The organism is Bacillus sp. ABP14, from assembly GCF_001831375.1.
In the GTDB taxonomy this organism is placed as follows: Bacteria; Bacillota; Bacilli; order Bacillales; family Bacillaceae_G; genus Bacillus_A; species Bacillus_A paranthracis.
In genome coordinates, this window is the sequence record NZ_CP017016.1 from 1,508,813 (window position 1) to 1,525,858 (window position 17,046).

At 34.1% G+C, this 17,046-nt stretch carries 17 protein-coding genes, 2 other RNA genes and 1 riboswitch; of the genes, 17 read left to right on the top strand and 2 right to left on the bottom strand.

Annotated elements, in window-relative coordinates; translation table 11 throughout:
• Positions 1–368: 368 nt before the first annotated feature.
• The gene (locus tag BGI23_RS07975; RefSeq protein WP_070805636.1) at positions 369–4,028 is read left to right on the top strand and encodes a dynamin family protein; all 3,660 of its coding nucleotides are present in this window, start codon (positions 369–371) and stop codon (positions 4,026–4,028) included.
• Positions 4,029–4,031: 3 nt separating this feature from the next.
• Here BGI23_RS07975 and BGI23_RS07980 read toward each other — a convergent pair whose 3' ends face one another.
• Positions 4,032–4,286 carry a DUF3931 domain-containing protein gene (locus BGI23_RS07980; RefSeq protein WP_000369740.1) on the bottom strand — a complete coding sequence of 85 codons (255 nt, stop codon included), beginning with the start codon at positions 4,284–4,286 and terminating at the stop codon, positions 4,032–4,034.
• Positions 4,287–4,358: 72 nt separating this feature from the next.
• Between BGI23_RS07980 and BGI23_RS07985 the strand changes: the two genes are divergently transcribed.
• The 5 genes from BGI23_RS07985 (at position 4,359) to ssrS (BGI23_RS08005) (ending at position 6,460) form a co-directional block, all read left to right on the top strand.
• Entirely contained in the window at positions 4,359–4,826 is a 468-nt protein-coding gene (locus BGI23_RS07985; RefSeq protein WP_044790378.1) for a GNAT family N-acetyltransferase, read from the top strand.
• 21 nt (positions 4,827–4,847) lie between these two features.
• Positions 4,848–5,120, top strand: coding sequence for a YpbS family protein (locus tag BGI23_RS07990; protein ID WP_000451811.1), 273 nt, complete (start codon positions 4,848–4,850; stop codon positions 5,118–5,120).
• 2 nt (positions 5,121–5,122) lie between these two features.
• The gene (locus BGI23_RS07995) at positions 5,123–5,956 is read left to right on the top strand and encodes a sulfurtransferase (protein WP_070805637.1); all 834 of its coding nucleotides are present in this window, start codon (positions 5,123–5,125) and stop codon (positions 5,954–5,956) included.
• Positions 5,957–6,072: 116 nt separating this feature from the next.
• A non-coding RNA gene (gene ssrS / locus BGI23_RS08000) (6S RNA) lies at positions 6,073–6,255 on the top strand.
• A 21-nt stretch (positions 6,256–6,276) separates the two neighbouring features.
• A non-coding RNA gene (ssrS, locus tag BGI23_RS08005) (6S RNA) lies at positions 6,277–6,460 on the top strand.
• 54 nt (positions 6,461–6,514) lie between these two features.
• Here ssrS (BGI23_RS08005) and BGI23_RS08010 read toward each other — a convergent pair.
• Complete coding sequence (locus BGI23_RS08010) at positions 6,515–6,964, bottom strand: hypothetical protein (protein WP_001235515.1); 450 nt, start codon at positions 6,962–6,964, stop codon at positions 6,515–6,517.
• An 83-nt stretch (positions 6,965–7,047) separates the two neighbouring features.
• Here BGI23_RS08010 and BGI23_RS08015 point away from each other — a divergent pair, with 83 nt between their 5' ends.
• The 11 genes from BGI23_RS08015 (at position 7,048) to BGI23_RS08065 (ending at position 17,046) form a co-directional block, all read left to right on the top strand.
• Complete coding sequence (locus BGI23_RS08015) at positions 7,048–7,359, top strand: hypothetical protein (RefSeq protein WP_000169020.1); 312 nt, start codon at positions 7,048–7,050, stop codon at positions 7,357–7,359.
• A 3-nt stretch (positions 7,360–7,362) separates the two neighbouring features.
• Positions 7,363–8,598 (top strand): glutathionylspermidine synthase family protein, encoded by a 1,236-nt coding sequence (locus tag BGI23_RS08020; RefSeq protein WP_070805638.1) that lies wholly within the window; start codon positions 7,363–7,365, stop codon positions 8,596–8,598.
• Positions 8,595–8,981, top strand: coding sequence for a DUF350 domain-containing protein (locus tag BGI23_RS08025; protein ID WP_000606864.1), 387 nt, complete (start codon positions 8,595–8,597; stop codon positions 8,979–8,981). The genes BGI23_RS08020 and BGI23_RS08025 overlap by 4 nt, the downstream gene beginning before the upstream one ends.
• Positions 8,982–9,164: 183 nt before the next feature.
• Positions 9,165–9,330, top strand: a riboswitch (M-box (ykoK) riboswitch).
• A 343-nt stretch (positions 9,331–9,673) separates the two neighbouring features.
• Positions 9,674–10,399 (top strand): P-type ATPase actuator domain-containing protein, encoded by a 726-nt coding sequence (locus BGI23_RS08030; RefSeq protein ID WP_070805639.1) that lies wholly within the window; start codon positions 9,674–9,676, stop codon positions 10,397–10,399.
• A gap of 130 nt (positions 10,400–10,529) precedes the next feature.
• Positions 10,530–11,396 (top strand): 5'-3' exonuclease, encoded by an 867-nt coding sequence (locus tag BGI23_RS08035; RefSeq protein ID WP_070805640.1) that lies wholly within the window; start codon positions 10,530–10,532, stop codon positions 11,394–11,396.
• A 513-nt stretch (positions 11,397–11,909) separates the two neighbouring features.
• Positions 11,910–12,044 carry an FbpB family small basic protein gene (locus BGI23_RS08040; protein WP_044790374.1) on the top strand — a complete coding sequence of 45 codons (135 nt, stop codon included), beginning with the start codon at positions 11,910–11,912 and terminating at the stop codon, positions 12,042–12,044.
• A gap of 326 nt (positions 12,045–12,370) precedes the next feature.
• Positions 12,371–13,564 (top strand): acyltransferase family protein, encoded by a 1,194-nt coding sequence (locus BGI23_RS08045; protein WP_000376426.1) that lies wholly within the window; start codon positions 12,371–12,373, stop codon positions 13,562–13,564.
• Entirely contained in the window at positions 13,565–14,308 is a 744-nt protein-coding gene (locus BGI23_RS08050; protein ID WP_000806895.1) for a YveK family protein, read from the top strand.
• Complete coding sequence (locus BGI23_RS08055) at positions 14,295–14,915, top strand: CpsD/CapB family tyrosine-protein kinase (RefSeq protein ID WP_041184092.1); 621 nt, start codon at positions 14,295–14,297, stop codon at positions 14,913–14,915. Before BGI23_RS08050 ends, BGI23_RS08055 begins: the two co-directional genes overlap by 14 nt.
• Positions 14,916–14,933: 18 nt before the next feature.
• A complete protein-coding gene (locus BGI23_RS08060) occupies positions 14,934–15,572 on the top strand; it encodes a sugar transferase (protein ID WP_044790373.1) in 639 nt (212 codons plus the stop codon).
• A 37-nt stretch (positions 15,573–15,609) separates the two neighbouring features.
• Positions 15,610–17,046, top strand: coding sequence for an oligosaccharide flippase family protein (locus BGI23_RS08065; protein WP_000533790.1), 1,437 nt, complete (start codon positions 15,610–15,612; stop codon positions 17,044–17,046).

Below are 17,046 nucleotides of genomic sequence, written 5' to 3' on the forward strand. Positions count from 1 at the left end.
TTATGAAAAGTGTTGATAATGATTCTCTTTAATGATAAAATGTATTCAAAAGTGATAATCATTATCAAAAAAAGGTTGGTGCACGAGTATGGTATATGCATTAGTAGCAGGTACAGTCGCTGTATATGCAGTTATTGCAAAGTATGTTTTAAATGGAGTAGGAACGGCAAAATGAGTGATATTACATAAAATCCCTTTCATTTGTAAAAAGAATGAAAGGGATTTTTTATTTTTAATGAGAATATGCTGAAAATTTAGTATGATAGTAAAGTGAAACGGTAATCAATGAGGGATGTATCTCCTGTTGATTATGTGCTCGCAAATAGCGGGGAAAAGTATATACATCTTGGATAAAGGGGAACAAGGGGATGACAAACATAGTACAGACAAACGGTATGAAAAAACTTGTTTGTTTTTATGAAGAGTGGCAAAAACACGGCGATGCAGAGAATAGTTTAAAGTTATTTGAGGTGATTCAAAAATATAAGCAAGAGCAGCTTATGATTGCGTTCTGCGGTCACTTCTCTGCAGGGAAATCAACGATGATGAATCATCTATATAAAGCGCAGTTGTTACCGACAAGTCCAATTCCGACAAGCGCTAACGTTGTCAAAATTGAAAAAGGAATGGATCGTGTTGTTGTAACGGTTAAATCTGGAGAACAGTACGAATATGACGGTGCATATTCAGCGGAAGAATTAAAACAAATTTGTAAAGACGGTGACGAGGTAATTGGTGTTCATATTTATCGGAATGATGCGCCAATTCCTGAAGGTGTTATGTTAGTTGATACACCAGGGATTGATTCAACAGATGATGCCCATCAACTAGCGACAGAATCAACGCTGCATCTAGCAGACGTAATTTTTTATATGATGGATTATAATCACGTCCAATCGGAAGTGAATTTACAATTTGTTAAAGAATTGAAACAACGTAATAAAACGGTTTATCTCGTTGTCAATCAAATAGATAAACATAAAGAAAATGAATTATCATTTGAGGATTATAGAGACAGTGTAAAACAATCGTTCTCTAACTGGGATATTGAAGTAGATGGAGTTTATTATACATCATTACGAATGATGAACCATCCACATAATGAAATTGGAAACTTGGAAACATTAATTACTTCTATTATGAAAGAAAAAGAGCAGTATGTAAGAGCTGGAATGGAGCGAGAAACAGAATATTTAATGGGAGAACATGTCTCGTTTATTCTTTCTGAAAATGAAAAAACTCTTTTGAAATATGAGGAAGAGTTAGCATCACCGCTTTCCATTTCAGAAATAGTTGAAAAGAAAGAAGAGCTAACGGAAATGAAACATCGCGAGGCTAATAAAGAGTCTCAAATGAGAAATGAATTTATAAAAGGCTTACAAGCTATATTAGATAACGCGTATTTAATGCCGTTTGAAATGAGAGAATTGGCAAATGCGTACTTAGAAACGAAATTAACAAAATTTAAAGTTGGTTTGCTATTTGCGAAAGGAAAGACTGAGCAAGAAAAACAGAGACGTTTAGATGCTTTTTATTCAGCTTTGCAAAAGACGGTTGAAACGCAACTTGATTTTCATGTGAAAGAATTTATTGTTGCCTTCTTAAAAGAAGAAGGGTTGTTTACAGAGGAAATTGGGAAAGACATATATGATTTAGAAATTGCTTTTGGACCAGAAATGTTAGCAGAAGTAATTAAACAAGGTGCAGGTTTCACAGGTGATTACTTACTTCTTTATACAGCGGATGTAGCGAATGAATTAAAGAAACGTTATTTTATAAAAGCACAGCAAATTTTTGATAAAAGTGCAGTCGTTTTAAAGCAAAAGGTAAAAGAAGCAGTTGATCGTATTGAAGAAGAGATTGAAACATATACGATGTTGCAAACGGCGAAAGAAACGAAATTGCAATACAGTAACAATTTGGAGGCATATGAAGGCTATTTACAAAATGTTTGGCATGATCGTGTTGCTACACCAGAAGGGTTGCAAATAGAAGAGATATTGCAAAGTAAAAAACAAATTGTTAGTGAGAAATTCACACTACAAGAGCAGGAAATTGTAAATGATAACGTAGCGGCTCGTGAGGAAGAGATAAAAGGAACGGCAGCTTTAAATATTCAGCGTATATTAGAGAAAGTGAAGAAAGCTGAAACGATATTAGAACCATTGCCAGCGCTAAAACATGTACAGCAAGAGGTAATAGAAAAAAGGCGCCGTGTGGAAACGAAACAATTTACAGTAGCGTTATTCGGAGCTTTTAGTGCTGGGAAATCATCATTTGCCAATGCATTGCTTGGTGAGAAAGTACTTCCAGTGTCACCAAATCCGACGACGGCAACGATTAATCAAATTTTGCCAGTTACAGAGGAAAAACCACACGGAACAGTAATGGTTCAATTTAAATCAAAGCAAGCCTTATTAGAAGATATGAAAGCTGTTTATAAGCTGTTTCATTATGAGATTACTACGTTAGATGAAGCGTTAGCACAGATTGATAAAGTTATGAAATACCCTTCACCAACTGGGAAGCAAAAAACAACATTTAGCTTTTTACGAGCAGTACAAAAAGGGTATGATACAGTTTCTGCACATTTAGGTGAGAAAGTACAAGTTACATTAGAAGAGTTTTCTGATTATGTAGCGAATGAAGAAAAATCTTGTTTTGTTGAGTACATGGAGCTTTATTATGATTGTGCATTAACAAGGCAAGGAGTAGCGCTTGTAGATACACCTGGAGCGGATTCTATTAACGCCCGCCATACAGACGTTGCGTTCCAGTATATTAAAAACGCAGATGCTATTTTGTTTGTCACGTATTATAATCACGTGTTCTCTCGTGCTGACCGTGAATTTTTAATTCAGCTTGGTCGTGTAAAGGATACTTTTGCTCTTGATAAAATGTTCTTCTTAATTAATGCGGCCGATTTAGCAGAGTCTGAAGAAGAACTTAAAATGGTAAAAGGTTATATCGCAGACCAGCTACTGCAATACGGTATTAGAAATCCACGTTTATTTGCAATTTCAAGTTTATGTGCGCTTGAAGAGAAACAAGGAAAAAATATTGAGAAAGAGAAGTACGGTATTTTACAAAACTCTGGGATTGCTAAGTTCGAGAAATCATTTACATCCTTTATGATGAGAGATTTAATGCTCGTATCTGTTCATGCTTTATATGGTGCATTGCAAGGGGCAGATCAGCTGTTAGTAAATATGATAAATGGTGCAAAGCAGGGGAATGAAGAGAAAGAGAAGCAAACGAAAAAATATGAAGCAGAGCGTGATCAACTACTTCATATTATTTCATCATATAGTGTGCTTGCTGAAGAACAGGCGATGCAAAATGAAGTGAAAGAATTGCTTTATTACGTGCAACAACGTCTATTCCTACGCTATAACGATGTGTTTACTGAATTTATTAATCCAGCATCGCTTCGAACGGATGGAAATGTGAAAGTGCAGTTGCAGCAGTGTGTTATGGAATTAGTAGCATTTATTCAGCATGATTTATTACAAGAAATGCGTGCGACATCATTACGCCTTGAAAGATGGATAGATGAAGCGATGAAGCGTGCAAAGAATGAAATTGTGGTGAACTGTAAAGTAGAAAATGAATCAATTTCTATGAATGGAACAGTGGAATATGAATATAAAGATATTACACATAAAGAACCGTTCCCTTCAGTTGAAATAAAAGATTTCAAAAAAGCATTGGCACACTTTAAAAACGAGAAAAGCTTTTTTGAAAAGAATGACAAAGCCTTTATGCAAGAAGACGCTAAATCTGTATTAGAACCTCTCGTATCAAACTATGTAGCTGATGAAAAAGATTTATTTGTTCATCATTATAAGCAAGAGTGGGATTTGAAATGGAACTTATTCCAAAAAGTGATGCAGCAAGATGTGATGAATTATTATGAAAGTGTATTATTTGCATTGGCTGAAACGATTGATGTATCACTATATGAACAAAGTAAAGAACAATTGCAAAAGCAATTAGTAGAGATTGAAAAAGAAATGTATGTGATGTAGTCGTTATGAGAAAAAGATTCGTTCGATTTTCTTTTGTAGTACCGTATCTAAAGATTTGACAAATCCAGCAAATTCATCGGTAGAAATCATATGAGTAAGAACGAGTCGTCTGCCGTCTGGTGTTTCACCGCATAAGACGAACGAAGAAAATTCATATGTTTTATTTTCTACTACTAATTTTGGATAGGAATATGTGTCGCTCTTCTTCTTCTTTCCATCAATAGAGATGACGTTGCATTTTTTCTCATTGTTGTCCATGGTGAATCCCTCCTTTCTATTACTTATGGTAGACAAGGAGGGTTTAGAACAATAGAGAAGGGGGAATTTTTTATGACTGTTGTAATAGAACGTATTTCAAAAGAAGCTATACCGAAGTCTTTATTACTACTTGCTGATCCAAGTGAACAGCAAATTGGTGCATATGTACAAAGAGGATTAACATACGTAGCTAAGCAAGAGGATAATGTAATCGGTATATATGTAATTTTGGAAACAAGGCCGAAGACGATGGAAATTATGAATATTGCGGTTGTAGAGCATTTGCAAGGAAAAGGGATTGGAAAGAAGCTAATAAGTCATGCTATAGAAACTGCTAAAGGATATGGTATGTCAAAACTTGAAGTTGGTACAGGCAATTCTAGTGTTTCACAACTTGCTTTCTATCAAAAATGTGGATTTCGTATTTTTTCTATTGATTTTGATTACTTTTCGAAGCATTATGAAGAAGAGATTATTGAAAATGGGATTGTATGCCGTGATATGATTCGGCTTGCAATGGAATTAAATCAGAACGTATAACTTATTTAGGGGGAAGAGAAGATGGAAGTACATAAAGCAATTACAGCACATTCTCGTAAACAAAATGAAAGTGTAAAAGCATGTTTACAATTAGATGCGCAGCGTGAAGCAGCTATTGAAGCAGCCGTATCTCTTGCGTCAAATGGGAAAGAATTTTCGGTTGATGTCATTAATGTTGTAACGAAGCAAATTAATGCTCTTGCAAAAAATGGTGTTACACTAGAGCGTAAATATGTTACAAAAGAAATGGTTATGGAGTATGTAAGTCGTTTGAAAGAGAAAGAAGGTCGTTAAAGATGTTAGTTACAGTCGAATGGTTACGTGAGCATATAGAAGATGAGAACGTCCGTATAATCGATTGTCGTTTTGATTTAGCGAATCCTAATTGGGGTAGAGAAAAGTATGAGGAGGAACATATTCCTCATGCATTATATTTTGATTTGAATGTAGATTTATCAAGTCCTATAACAGAACATGGTGGTCGCCACCCGTTACCAAATATTGAGGAGTTTGCAGACAAGCTGTCGCGAGCTGGTATTGATGAACATACGACAGTGATTGCATATGACAGTGAAGCGGGTGCAAATGCTTCTCGTCTTTGGTGGTTATTAAACTATGTAGGACATGAGGAAGTATATATATTAGATGGTGGATTTCCAGCATGGAAAGAGAATGGACTACCGGTAACAACAGAAATTTCTGTTGCTAAACGAAAAGCATTCAAAGCAAATGTACAAAATCATATGCTTGTAACGATGGAAACGGTGAGAGAGAATATCTATGCAGGTGCAGATGTTACGTTAATTGATTCTAGAGAGCCAAAACGTTATGTTGGTGTAGAGGAACTTGTTGATCCGAAAGCAGGACACATTCCAACAGCAGTAAATTATTTTTGGAAGGATGGAATGCTGCAATCAGGACAATTTAAGAATGAAGCTCAGCAACAAGAACGATTCCAAAACCTTTCGAAAGATAAGGAAACAATTGTATATTGTGGTTCTGGTGTTACAGCATGTCCAAATATCGTTGCATTGAAATTAGCTGGATTCCAAAATGTTAAATTGTATGCAGGTAGCTGGAGTGATTGGATTTCTTATCCAGAAAATCAAATTGCAAAAGAAGAAGATTAATCACTTGCATGCAAAAATAATTTGTATTAAAATAAGGTCACAAGCAAGAGATTGCTCGAAAAACTTTGTATTTTACACATTGGAAACAATGTGATAATATAACGACAAGTAAATAATACATCCTGCGGTGTGCGTAACTTATTTATGTCTAAAACCGATGTTAGTTATACGGAAGCTCAATATTTAGCGACCATCATCAAGCCTTCTTTGTGGAGGAAGATGTACGGTAACTGTGAGGGCATCCACCTGCGAGTAGCGGGTTTTTGGACATTTACGAGGAGCGGCACGTGCGGGGGTCTTATTTCAACTAACATTATATAAAATTCCTACGGTGTACGTAGCTTATGCATGTCTTAAACCAATAAGTTTAATATGGAAGTTCAATATTTAAATGTAGCTAACATGCCATCTTTTTAAGAAGGAAGTTACAAACATTTGTGAGAGCATCCACCTGTGAGAGCAGGTTTATGGACATCTAGAGAGAACGGCATATGTGGGGCTATATAAAAACCTTACGTTTTATACGTAAGGTTTTTTTGTTGTATACATATATCCATGTTATCTTGATTCACCTGTGAAGTTTCCGTAATAAATATAGCATTTTCTGTCTTCATCAATCTCTCTTGAATCTAAAGCAAACTCCATATGCTTGCCGTCTTGTTGAATATATATAATATCTGAATGCAGATATGGCAAGATTTCTTCATAGTTCCATACATCTTTACTTTCAATCAAGTTTGAACTTGTATCCTTTAGCTCTCTAATTTCAAAACCGATGTGGAAGTAAGTAGGATCTGAAGGATCGTTAGAGAAAGTTTCTTGTTGAATATATATAACTGCTGTTCCGTCTGGATCTACTGAGGTTGCAGTGACAACATATGTATTTTTATCTTTTATAAAATATTCACAAGTCATGCGTGCAATGATTTCAGAATTAGAAATATTTGCATAGTTCCATAAAGCTGGATACCCTTTCGTCTCATCATTAAGTCGGTATTCTAAGCGCATTTCATCACTCTTCTTCCTTTTTCTTCTACTTTATCATGCCATCCTATATAATAGGAATAGAATTTAAAAAGGGGAGTGCGAAGGTGACAAAAACGAAATGGTTAGTAGGTGGTGTCGTAACGTCTTTAATGACTGGCACCTTATTTGGCTGCGCACAAGATCTTCCCCCAAAACCGAATGATAAAAGTTGTGCAGATTGGGATTGGGATGATGAACTTGGGGTATGGCAGTGTGATGATAGTAGTTCAGGATATCGTGGGCATTATTTCTATGGCGGGAGATACTATCAAAATAAATCCACTTTCAAAAATTCATCTGCGTTTAAATCTTATCAATCGTCTGCGGAATTTAAAGGTGGAATTGGAAGCGGTTCAAAGGGAGGATTTGGGGGCTAACATATGTCGCAGTACATAAGAGAGCGAAAAGAGTTTTATTCGAAATATCCGGATTTCTGGTCGGATCTATATGAATGTGAGTATAGTTTATTTCATGTTTTCTCTATAACAAATGAGACTATGAAACAATTACAGTTAGCAACTGAACGAATGGGAAAAATATTTTTTAAGACTGCTAGACTTCTGCGTAATTTAAGTGACGAACAGCTTCTTGAACTTGGATTTCCTCCTGCGAGCTTATCGTTCATTAGAATGAAAGGATTATATCCTGAATCTGTTATTTCGCGGTTTGATTTCGTTTTAACAGATGATAACCAAATTAAAATGCTCGAATTTAATAGTGATACGCCAACATTTATTATGGAATGCTTTCAAATGAATGGAAAAGTTTGTGAGAAACTAGGCTATGATAATCCAAATTCGGATCAAGAACGACTACTATCTTCTGGTATTACAAAAGCCGTTATGGAAGCGACAAAGGGAATAGACAACCCGAATGTTATTTTTACAGCACATCATGAACATATTGAGGATTGGAATACGACTATGTATTTGAGTCAGCTATGCCATGTTGAAAATAAAGTAGTGCCAATGTCAGAACTTAGAATTACAAAAGATGCTTTAGTGGATAGGGATGGAGTGCAAATTGATGTTTTATACCGCCAAACATATCCGATAGAAGATTTAATTGAGGATCAAGATCCTGAAACAGGAGATTTGGTAGGTGTGGAGTTGTTGCAACTCGTAAAAGCCGGAAAGCTTTTTATCATCAATCCTTTGTCAGCATTTTTACTTCAGCCAAAATCAGTTCAGTGTCTTATTTGGGGGTTAGCAGAAGAAGAGGCCTTTTATACAAATGAGGAACAACAGTGGATTAAAGAATATATGCTACCTACATATTTAGAACCAGATTTATTTTTAGGAAAAGGTTCTTTCGTTCAAAAACCTTCATTTGGTAGAGAAGGAGATACAATTACGATTCGCGATAAGGACGAAAATGTTTTACTTCAAAATATACACCAAACGTATAAAGCGTCGCTGCCGATATTTCAAAAGTATACAGAACTTCCAGTCGTATCGTTGGAAACAGAAAAAGGGATGGAGAAATTGTCGTATGTGTTTGGTTCATTTTTAATTGCAGGAAAAGCAAGTAGTATTGGTATTCGTGCTGGTGAAAAAATTACGGGGAATGAATCGTACTATTTACCGGTAGGTATAAAAAAGGAGGAAAGTATATGATTAATTTTTTATTATATTTAGCAGTAACACTTGGCCTTTTATGCATAGGTCTTCTCCTGATGGAAGTGACAACGAAAGTAAAAGAATTTAAGCTAATGGCCCAAGGAAATAAGGCGGTAAGCTATGTACTTGGAGGGCGATTACTTGGTTTAGCTATTGTTTTATATTCGACAGCAGCTAATTCCATTTCACTTCTTGATATGGTTTCGTGGGGAGCGGTTGGGATTTTGGCTCAAATTATCGTCTTTTATTTAGCTGAGTGGCTTACACCACGCTTTAATATAAATAAAAGTCTTGAAGAAGATAATCAAGCGGTCGGTCTTTTTCTTATGTTTTTATCGCTTTCAATTGGGATTGTAATTGCTGGTTGTATAACTTATTAAAAACTTTACGTTTAAACGTAAGGTTTTTATTTTTACTAATTTTAAAATATGTGCTTCATTCATTTGATACGTAGAAAGAGAAATCGTATGTATATGAGAGGGAGTTGTTGTAATAAGGAAAAGATTCCATTCAAGGTGTTGACATCTATTTTAAATAAGAGTAACATTTTCTATGTAATAAAAATAAGTCTCTGTTAGGTGAGGCTCCTGTATAGAGAAATGCTACTGCCCAAAAATGTCGAGAGACGCCAATGGGTCAACAGGAATGATCGAATTAAGGTTTTTCTTAACGTAGCTGGTAATGTACCTATGCTATACAGTGCTAAAACTCGGCGAGGGAGAGGTCCGTAGATTTCTAATTGTATTAGGAATCGTTTATTTGTGTATGTCATGGCCTTTACTCTTTTCGGAGTAAGGGTCTTTTTGTTACAAAGCTATGAGTAATTTCATAGTATAAACTATAAAATAAAACGAGGAGGTGAGGAGCATGTCAAATTCTGACTCGGTTCCGTTACCCATATACTTCAAATCAAAAATATATGATGTAGGCAGGAAACGACTTGTTCCTCCCTCTATATTTATCATCATGTAGCGTTTATATGTATGTTTAGGCGCTAGACACTTTCACTGTAAAGTGGATAAATTGAGAAACAAAGCGTTTCTTCCTACGTTGTAAAGGAGGAGACGATAATATGTTATATGCAAACAAAAATGTGGGTAACACGTCATATAAATTAAGCAAAAAATCAATGAAAGAACAAACGATGCTTCAAAAAAATAAAGATTTATTAATTGAAATCGCAACGAGAGATGTAAAATCTGTATTTGCGTATTTTAAAACAACAAGAGATGGATTATCTATGAAAGAGGCACAAAAACGTATTCAAGTATACGGCCGAAATGAATTAACTTCAAAAAGAGCTCGTATTGCAGAAGTGATGATGAAGCTAGGTGGAATGATCCCAGGTTTTTCAAAACAACATGTGAGAGATGGATTACAATGTGAGAAGATTACTGTGTCTCGAGTAGAATGTTCTAGTATAACAGGTTTAAACGGTGAATTAAAAATGATGGATTTGCCAGTACAAGAGCTTGTTCCAGGAGATATGATTTTCCTTTCAGAAGGTGATACAGTACCAGCAGATGTACGTATCATTTATGCAAATGATCTATTAGTAAATGAATCTGTGCTAACAGGAAACGATGCAAGTGTTGAGAAATTTGAAAGTTGTTATCATCTTGAACGCAAACGATTTATTCCTTTGAAAAGAATGAAAGACTATAATCCACTTGAACTTGAAAATGTATGTTTCAAAGGGACGTATATTGTTAGTGGAAATGCAAAAGCTGTAGTAGTTTCAACTGGGAAAAATACGTATACAGGGATTCTTCATACTTGTTGTAGTAAAACGTCTTAATGTGTAAATGATGCTAAATATACAAAAACAATGTATAATAGACAAAGTTGAAAAACGTAGAATGGTAATCTATTTATATAACCTTACGTGATGACGTGGGGTTATTATTTTTTTTGGTAGGAGAGGAATTATGAAAAAAGTATTATTAGTTGATGGTATGGCACTATTATTTCGTGCTTTTTATGCAACAAGTGTCTACGGGCAGTTTATGAAACGACAAGATGGTACCCCTACAAACGGGATTCATGGTTATATGAAACATTTATTAACGGCAATGCAAACAATTGAACCGACACACATCGTAACATGCTGGGATATGGGAAGTACAACATTTAGAACAGAGTCGTTCTCAAATTATAAAGCGAATCGTGCAGCGCCACCTGAAGAATTAATTCCGCAATTTGATCTAGTGCAAGAAATGACTGCGAAATTATCTGTTCCAGTTATCGGCATGAAAGGGTATGAAGCGGATGATTGTATCGGTACACTAGCAAAACAATACTGCAATGAAGCGGAAGTTTATATTTTAACAGGTGATACGGATTTACTTCAACTTGTTGATAAGAACGTTACAGTTATGCTTCTGCGCAAAGGAATTGGAAATTACGAGTATTACACACCGGAGAAAATTATGGAAGAAAAAGGTGTAGAACCGTGGCAAATCGTGCATGCGAAAGCTTTCATGGGAGATACGAGCGATAATTACCCAGGTGTAAAAGGTATCGGTGAAAAAACAGCGTATAAGCTTATTCAAGAACATGGTACAGTAGCAACTGTACTAGAAAATGTGGCATCATTAACGAAAGCGCAACGTACGAAGATCGAAAGTGATTTAGAGAATTTAAATATTTCATTACAATTAGCGCAAATTCATTGTGAAGTTCCTATTTCATGTTCACTAGAAGAAGGATTACACACAATAGATGAAGAAAAATTACGATTCGTTTGTGAAGAAATGAATTGGGGAAGACCTGAAATATTAATCAATATGCTGTAAATAGTTTAGAAAGAAGGATGTTGCATGAGTCGAACTTTGACTAGGTGGCACCTTCTTTTTTATTTTGGAACACAGTATGTAAGTTAGCGAAAGTATATGAAACTGCGCTAGAAATATATATAAATATTTCGACAAGGTAATTGATATAAGATGGCGTAAATGGCGAATTATGTAATGAAATAAAGCGATTAGAAAACTGCTTTAGAAGGAGCTCTTTTTTCGTGTTCACAAAGTTGTCAGAAAATAAATGTAATTTTCATATGAAGTTCAAATGGAATTCACAACAATCAATTATTATAAGAACAACCAGATAATTCTTTATCTTTTATCCCACTTTAATGGGCAGTAAGACCCCCCACTTCAAAATTCAGCGAAAGCAAAGAAGTTAGGTGGGGGATTAACTGCCCATAAAAGTCCGATTGGTTCAACTAATAATCAGTGGGGGATGAAGAAAACCCCCACTGATTAAAGTTTCACTTTATATAAACCATCCCCCAAGGAGGACAATAAAAAATGAGAAAAAAAGTGAGAAAATCTTTTAAACAACTATTAATTGAAAATAAACAATCACTATTAAATAATAAAGAAAATATGAAAGAAATTGAGGAACGAATTGAGAAACGACATGTCACATATAGTGGTAAATAAGGTAAAAAAAGATAGCCGATAAAGGCTATCTTTTTTTGTTTTATATTGAAATAAATATATTCTCTTCTTTAATTTTTGTAAATATACAACATATTTTCATAGTGTTTTTCTACCAATTTTTTTCATTTTTCGAGGTTGAAATTGGTATATATCAATTAAAAAGATTAACTATTCATAATATTGCAAAAAATGTTACAATACATTCAAAATTACGCTATAAATCATTTTAATATGAAAAATTGGAATGAAAAGAAAGGAGAGGAATATGAATAATGGTGTCGCTTTGAAATGATTATTATCATTTCATTAGGAGTTGATATAAAACGATGGATAGGTATGAAGAACTGGATTCAATTCGAGGAATTTCCTCATTGGTAGTAATGATTGGTCATCATTTAATGATTTTTTCAGTATTTCAAAATTACAGTTATGAAGATAATAAACCATTTGTTATGTATCTATTAAAAGAAACACCTGCTCGTCTAATTTTTAGTAGTGGTAACGAATCTGTTATTATCTTTTTTGTTTTGAGTGGATTTGTTTTGTATAGATCCATTCAAAACAACTACGATAGTTATAGGTCCTTCCTTTTAAAGCGTATATGCAGAATTTATATTCCATATATCGTAGCAATACTGATAGCTATTTTATGTCAAACTACAATGAGTAAATATGGAATTTCTGATTTAAGTGAATGGTTTAATCGCTCATGGACGCTTGAAAGTTCTTTAAGCCTAATCGTGCAGCATATATTATTGGTTGGGAAATATAATACAGATGCATATAACGGCGTAATTTGGTCACTTGTTCATGAAATGCGAATATCAATAATTTTCCCGTTAGTTTTGATGGTTTGTTTACGAAAAACGTTGAGGGATTCGTTATTGACATTGTTTAGTTTTAGTATATGTTCTGTCGTGATTCTATTGTTATTTCATTCAAGTTTAACATTAACAAGCTATGCATTAACCCTGCATTACACAGTACTGTTTTTACTAGGGGCACTAGTTGCGAAGTATAAAAATAATGTAATAGTTTTTTATAGTAATCGTACTAAAAATGAGAAAATTGCATGGTTTTTATTAGCGATTTTACTTTATATGTATGAAGGGCTTATCGGAGAAATTAAAGTGCTCAATAATTTTATATTGCGAGACTACGTAGTAGCGATAAGTGCATGTTTATTTGTCATATTAAGTTTAGCAGTATCAACTTTGTCATCGTTGCTGCGTAATAAATACTTGTTATATTTGGGAAAGATTTCTTACAGTCTTTATTTATACCATATCATATCGTTATTTTCCCTTATATACATGCTTCATGAAATATTGCCGTTGCCTATCATTTTAATTTTTTCACTCGTTTTTTCATTTATACTTGCAATGCTTTCGTATATATTTGTAGAAAAATTTGCATTCAGAGTCGGAAAGTATGTAACAAAGCAAGCGAATAGAAAGAAGAAAGAGTTATCTGTAAAGAATGATGTGCAGAATATGAATCAGACAAAGGCGGTGAAATAATTGAAGCAAGAAATTAGTATGAAGGATTTTCAACAGTTATTGAAAAGAAGGATAGTAACAATTATTTTGACGATGTGCTGTTTAACTGTTTCTCTAATTCTTATCTCTATGTACGTATTAAAGCCTTCATATCAATATTCAACACAAATTCTCGTTGGGAATTTAGATGAGTTTAATAAGGAAAATTCAGCAAATAAAACACAAGAAAATAAGCAACTCGTAACTTCGTATGTTGATATTTTAAAAAGTCCACTTATTATTTCAACCGTCAAAAAAACTTTGAAATTAGAGCAATCAAGTTACGAATTAGCTCAAAAGATTTCAGTAGTGAATATGGACAATTCACAAATTGTTACTGTTACAGTAAAAGATTCGGATCCTCAAATTGTAAAAGAAATTGTAAAGTCACTGGCAGAACAATCTCAAAAAAGCTTTCAGCAGTATACGAATGTACAGGGAGTAAAAATATTAACTGACCCTGAGTTACAGGAAAAAGCTGAAAAACTGTTTCCGAAATTTCAACTTATTATCCCTATTTCTTTACTTGTTAGTTTTTTTGTTGGGGTAGGTTTAGCTGTATTTCGAGATTATTTTGATGAGCGTATATACGTCGAACAAGATTTGGAGAAAATAACAACAATCCCTGTTATTGGTTACATAAATATGAAACCGAAAAGAAAAAAGAAATCTACAGAAGTTGATCCGCAATCATCTATATATCGAGGTGAACATGTCGATGTTTAAGACAAAGAAACGGCTTCCATTTGACCCGCATGATACTTTAATGAAAGAGCAGTTTTATACGCTGTATCACGAGTTAAAAAAATCGGGGAAACAAGTGTTCACAATTAGTTCAACGAAGGATAGAGGCGTTGTTGCCTCGTTTATAGTCAATATAGGGCTAGTATTTGCAGAAATGAAAAAAAAGGTGTTACTTATCGATGTGAATTTTTCCGATCCTAAGCTACATCTATTATTACAAAGCAACCATACGAAAACAGTGAATGATATAATAAGCGATCCCTCCTGTAGTTATGAAACTTTCTCTAGTAACTTATCTAAATACTTATATTGTATTCCTGCAAAAAAAACAGTACACACCGGTACACCTTTAGTTGCTACAGATGAATTTGATGATGTAATTGCAAAATGGAAGGAAGATTTTGATTACATTTTCTTGTATTCCTCTGAAGTATTTGAGCTTCCTGCTACGCACATGATTGCAGGGAAATGCGATGGAGTGGTCTTAGCAGTTAAAAAGAGAAAAGATTCCCTACGTACTGTGCAAAAAGTGATAGCAAATATAAAGAAGAAAGAATGTGAATTAATAGGTATAGTTTTATATTCTTGAATGTGGGGGTAACGATTTATGATTCGTGAAACAAATCAAGCCAAGTTGTATACGATTCCGGCCCAAGAAAAGACCAGTATTTTGAATCGAAGTATAAAGCGCTTGTTTGATATTATATTTTCACTCATATTGTTACTAGTTACGCTGCCAATTATGTTGTTTTTTTGTATTATAATTGTTTTCGAAACAGCAGGAGCTCCAATTTATTTTCAAGAACGTTTAGGCATGAATGGGAAGAGATTTAATGTATTTAAATTAAGGTCGATGGTAACAGATGCTGAAATAAATGGACCACAGTGGGCAGACGAAAATGATCCAAGAATTACTAAAGTTGGGTCATTTATAAGAAAAACGAGAATTGATGAATTGCCGCAACTTTTCAATATTTTAAAAGGCGATATGTCTTTTGTTGGACCTAGGCCAGAGAGAGAGTATTTTTATAAACAATTTGATACGTATATTCCAGAATTCAAAGACCGCTTAATCGTGAAACCAGGGTTAACAGGATGGGCACAAATAAATGGAGGGTATAATCTTGATGCAAAAGAAAAATTGAAGTTGGACATGGAGTATATTGAAATGAAAACGATCAGGATGGATATTCGTATTTTATGTAAAACTGTTTTAATTGTATTGAACCGTAATGGTGCAAGATAAATATATGTAAGTAGGTTGCTTGCAAAGGAGAACAGGTATGGGTAGATCTGTTTTAAATAATATTATCCATCTATTTTATAGCACAATTTTAGCTAATCTTCTTCAGGCTGTGAGTTTAATTGCTTTAGCAAATTTTTTTAATGCACAAAATTATGGGATGTTTAGTGTTGCTATAGCAGTGACGTTTTTTATGTTATTTTTTACAGATTTAGGACTAACGAATACGTTTCTTCGAGAAGGGGCAAAAGATGGAATAGACTTAGAGATGATTTTATCGTCGTATATAAAGGTAAGGATGATTCTACTTATTTTTATTTCTATAATCGGCTATATTGCTATTCATTATATGTATGCGGATAGAAATTTGATTTATATGATGATAAACGTAATGTTTTTCATGTTAATAGGATTAACTTGGCAAAATATAGGGATTGCCTACTTTCAGCTAACGGAGCGTATGAAGTATATAGCACTTATTAAAGTTGTATCAGCGGCAGTTGTCATTATCATTACATGTTTTTGTATTTTCGGAGAGTTACCAGTTTATATAACTGCGCGTTTATATGGATTTGGTTATATGATTGGTGGTATATGCAGCATATATGTAATGAAAAGAAAGACGAATGTGAATATGAAAGTTGTAATTCATAAAGCGTTGTTTTGGCAAGTGACACCTTTTATTATTAGTGGTTTTTTAATAATGAGTACGCCACAATTAGCACCTATCTTACTTAACTATACATTGCCATTAAGTATGGTAGGTGTTTTCGCGGTGGCTTATCGGATGCCAGCAGCTTTATATCAAGTACCAGGGGTGATTGCAGGGGCGTTTTATCCAGTGCTCTTTAAGCATTATAATCAGAATAAATTAGAAGAGCATACGAAATTAAACTTACTTCAAATAAAATTAATGGCGATCGTGGGAATATGTATGACAATAGGTTTATATTATTTAGCTCCATACTTTATTTCTATATTTTTTCATGAGGAATGGAGAAATACAGTAGAGCCACTCCAAATATTATCATTTCTCATTGTGCTGCAAAGTTTAAATATTGCTATAGCTGACGGCTTAACAACGAGTGGATGTCAAAATAAAAGAACAGTTGTGCAATGTATAGCATTAGTGATAGGTGGGATTATGCTTTATAGCTTTAGTAGTATTGGTGGGGTGATAGGAGCTGCTTATGCTATGGTTTTATTTGAAATTGTAGCTTTAGTTGGGTATATAGCAGTAAGTGTAGTGAAGGGGGAAATTGTATTTCAAATTGTCATACCTTATACGATTTATTTTGGCGTAACTTTTATTGGGGTGCAATATATGTTGCATACATATCATTTCATTGCGCTCGTTCTGAATACGTTAATCGTAGTAGTTGGTATATTCCTATATGATTATGAGCTAAAAAAACTTCTTCTTTCGTTTATAAGAAAAACACGCAAAAAGGATTATATTACGAAACAGGGGATATAG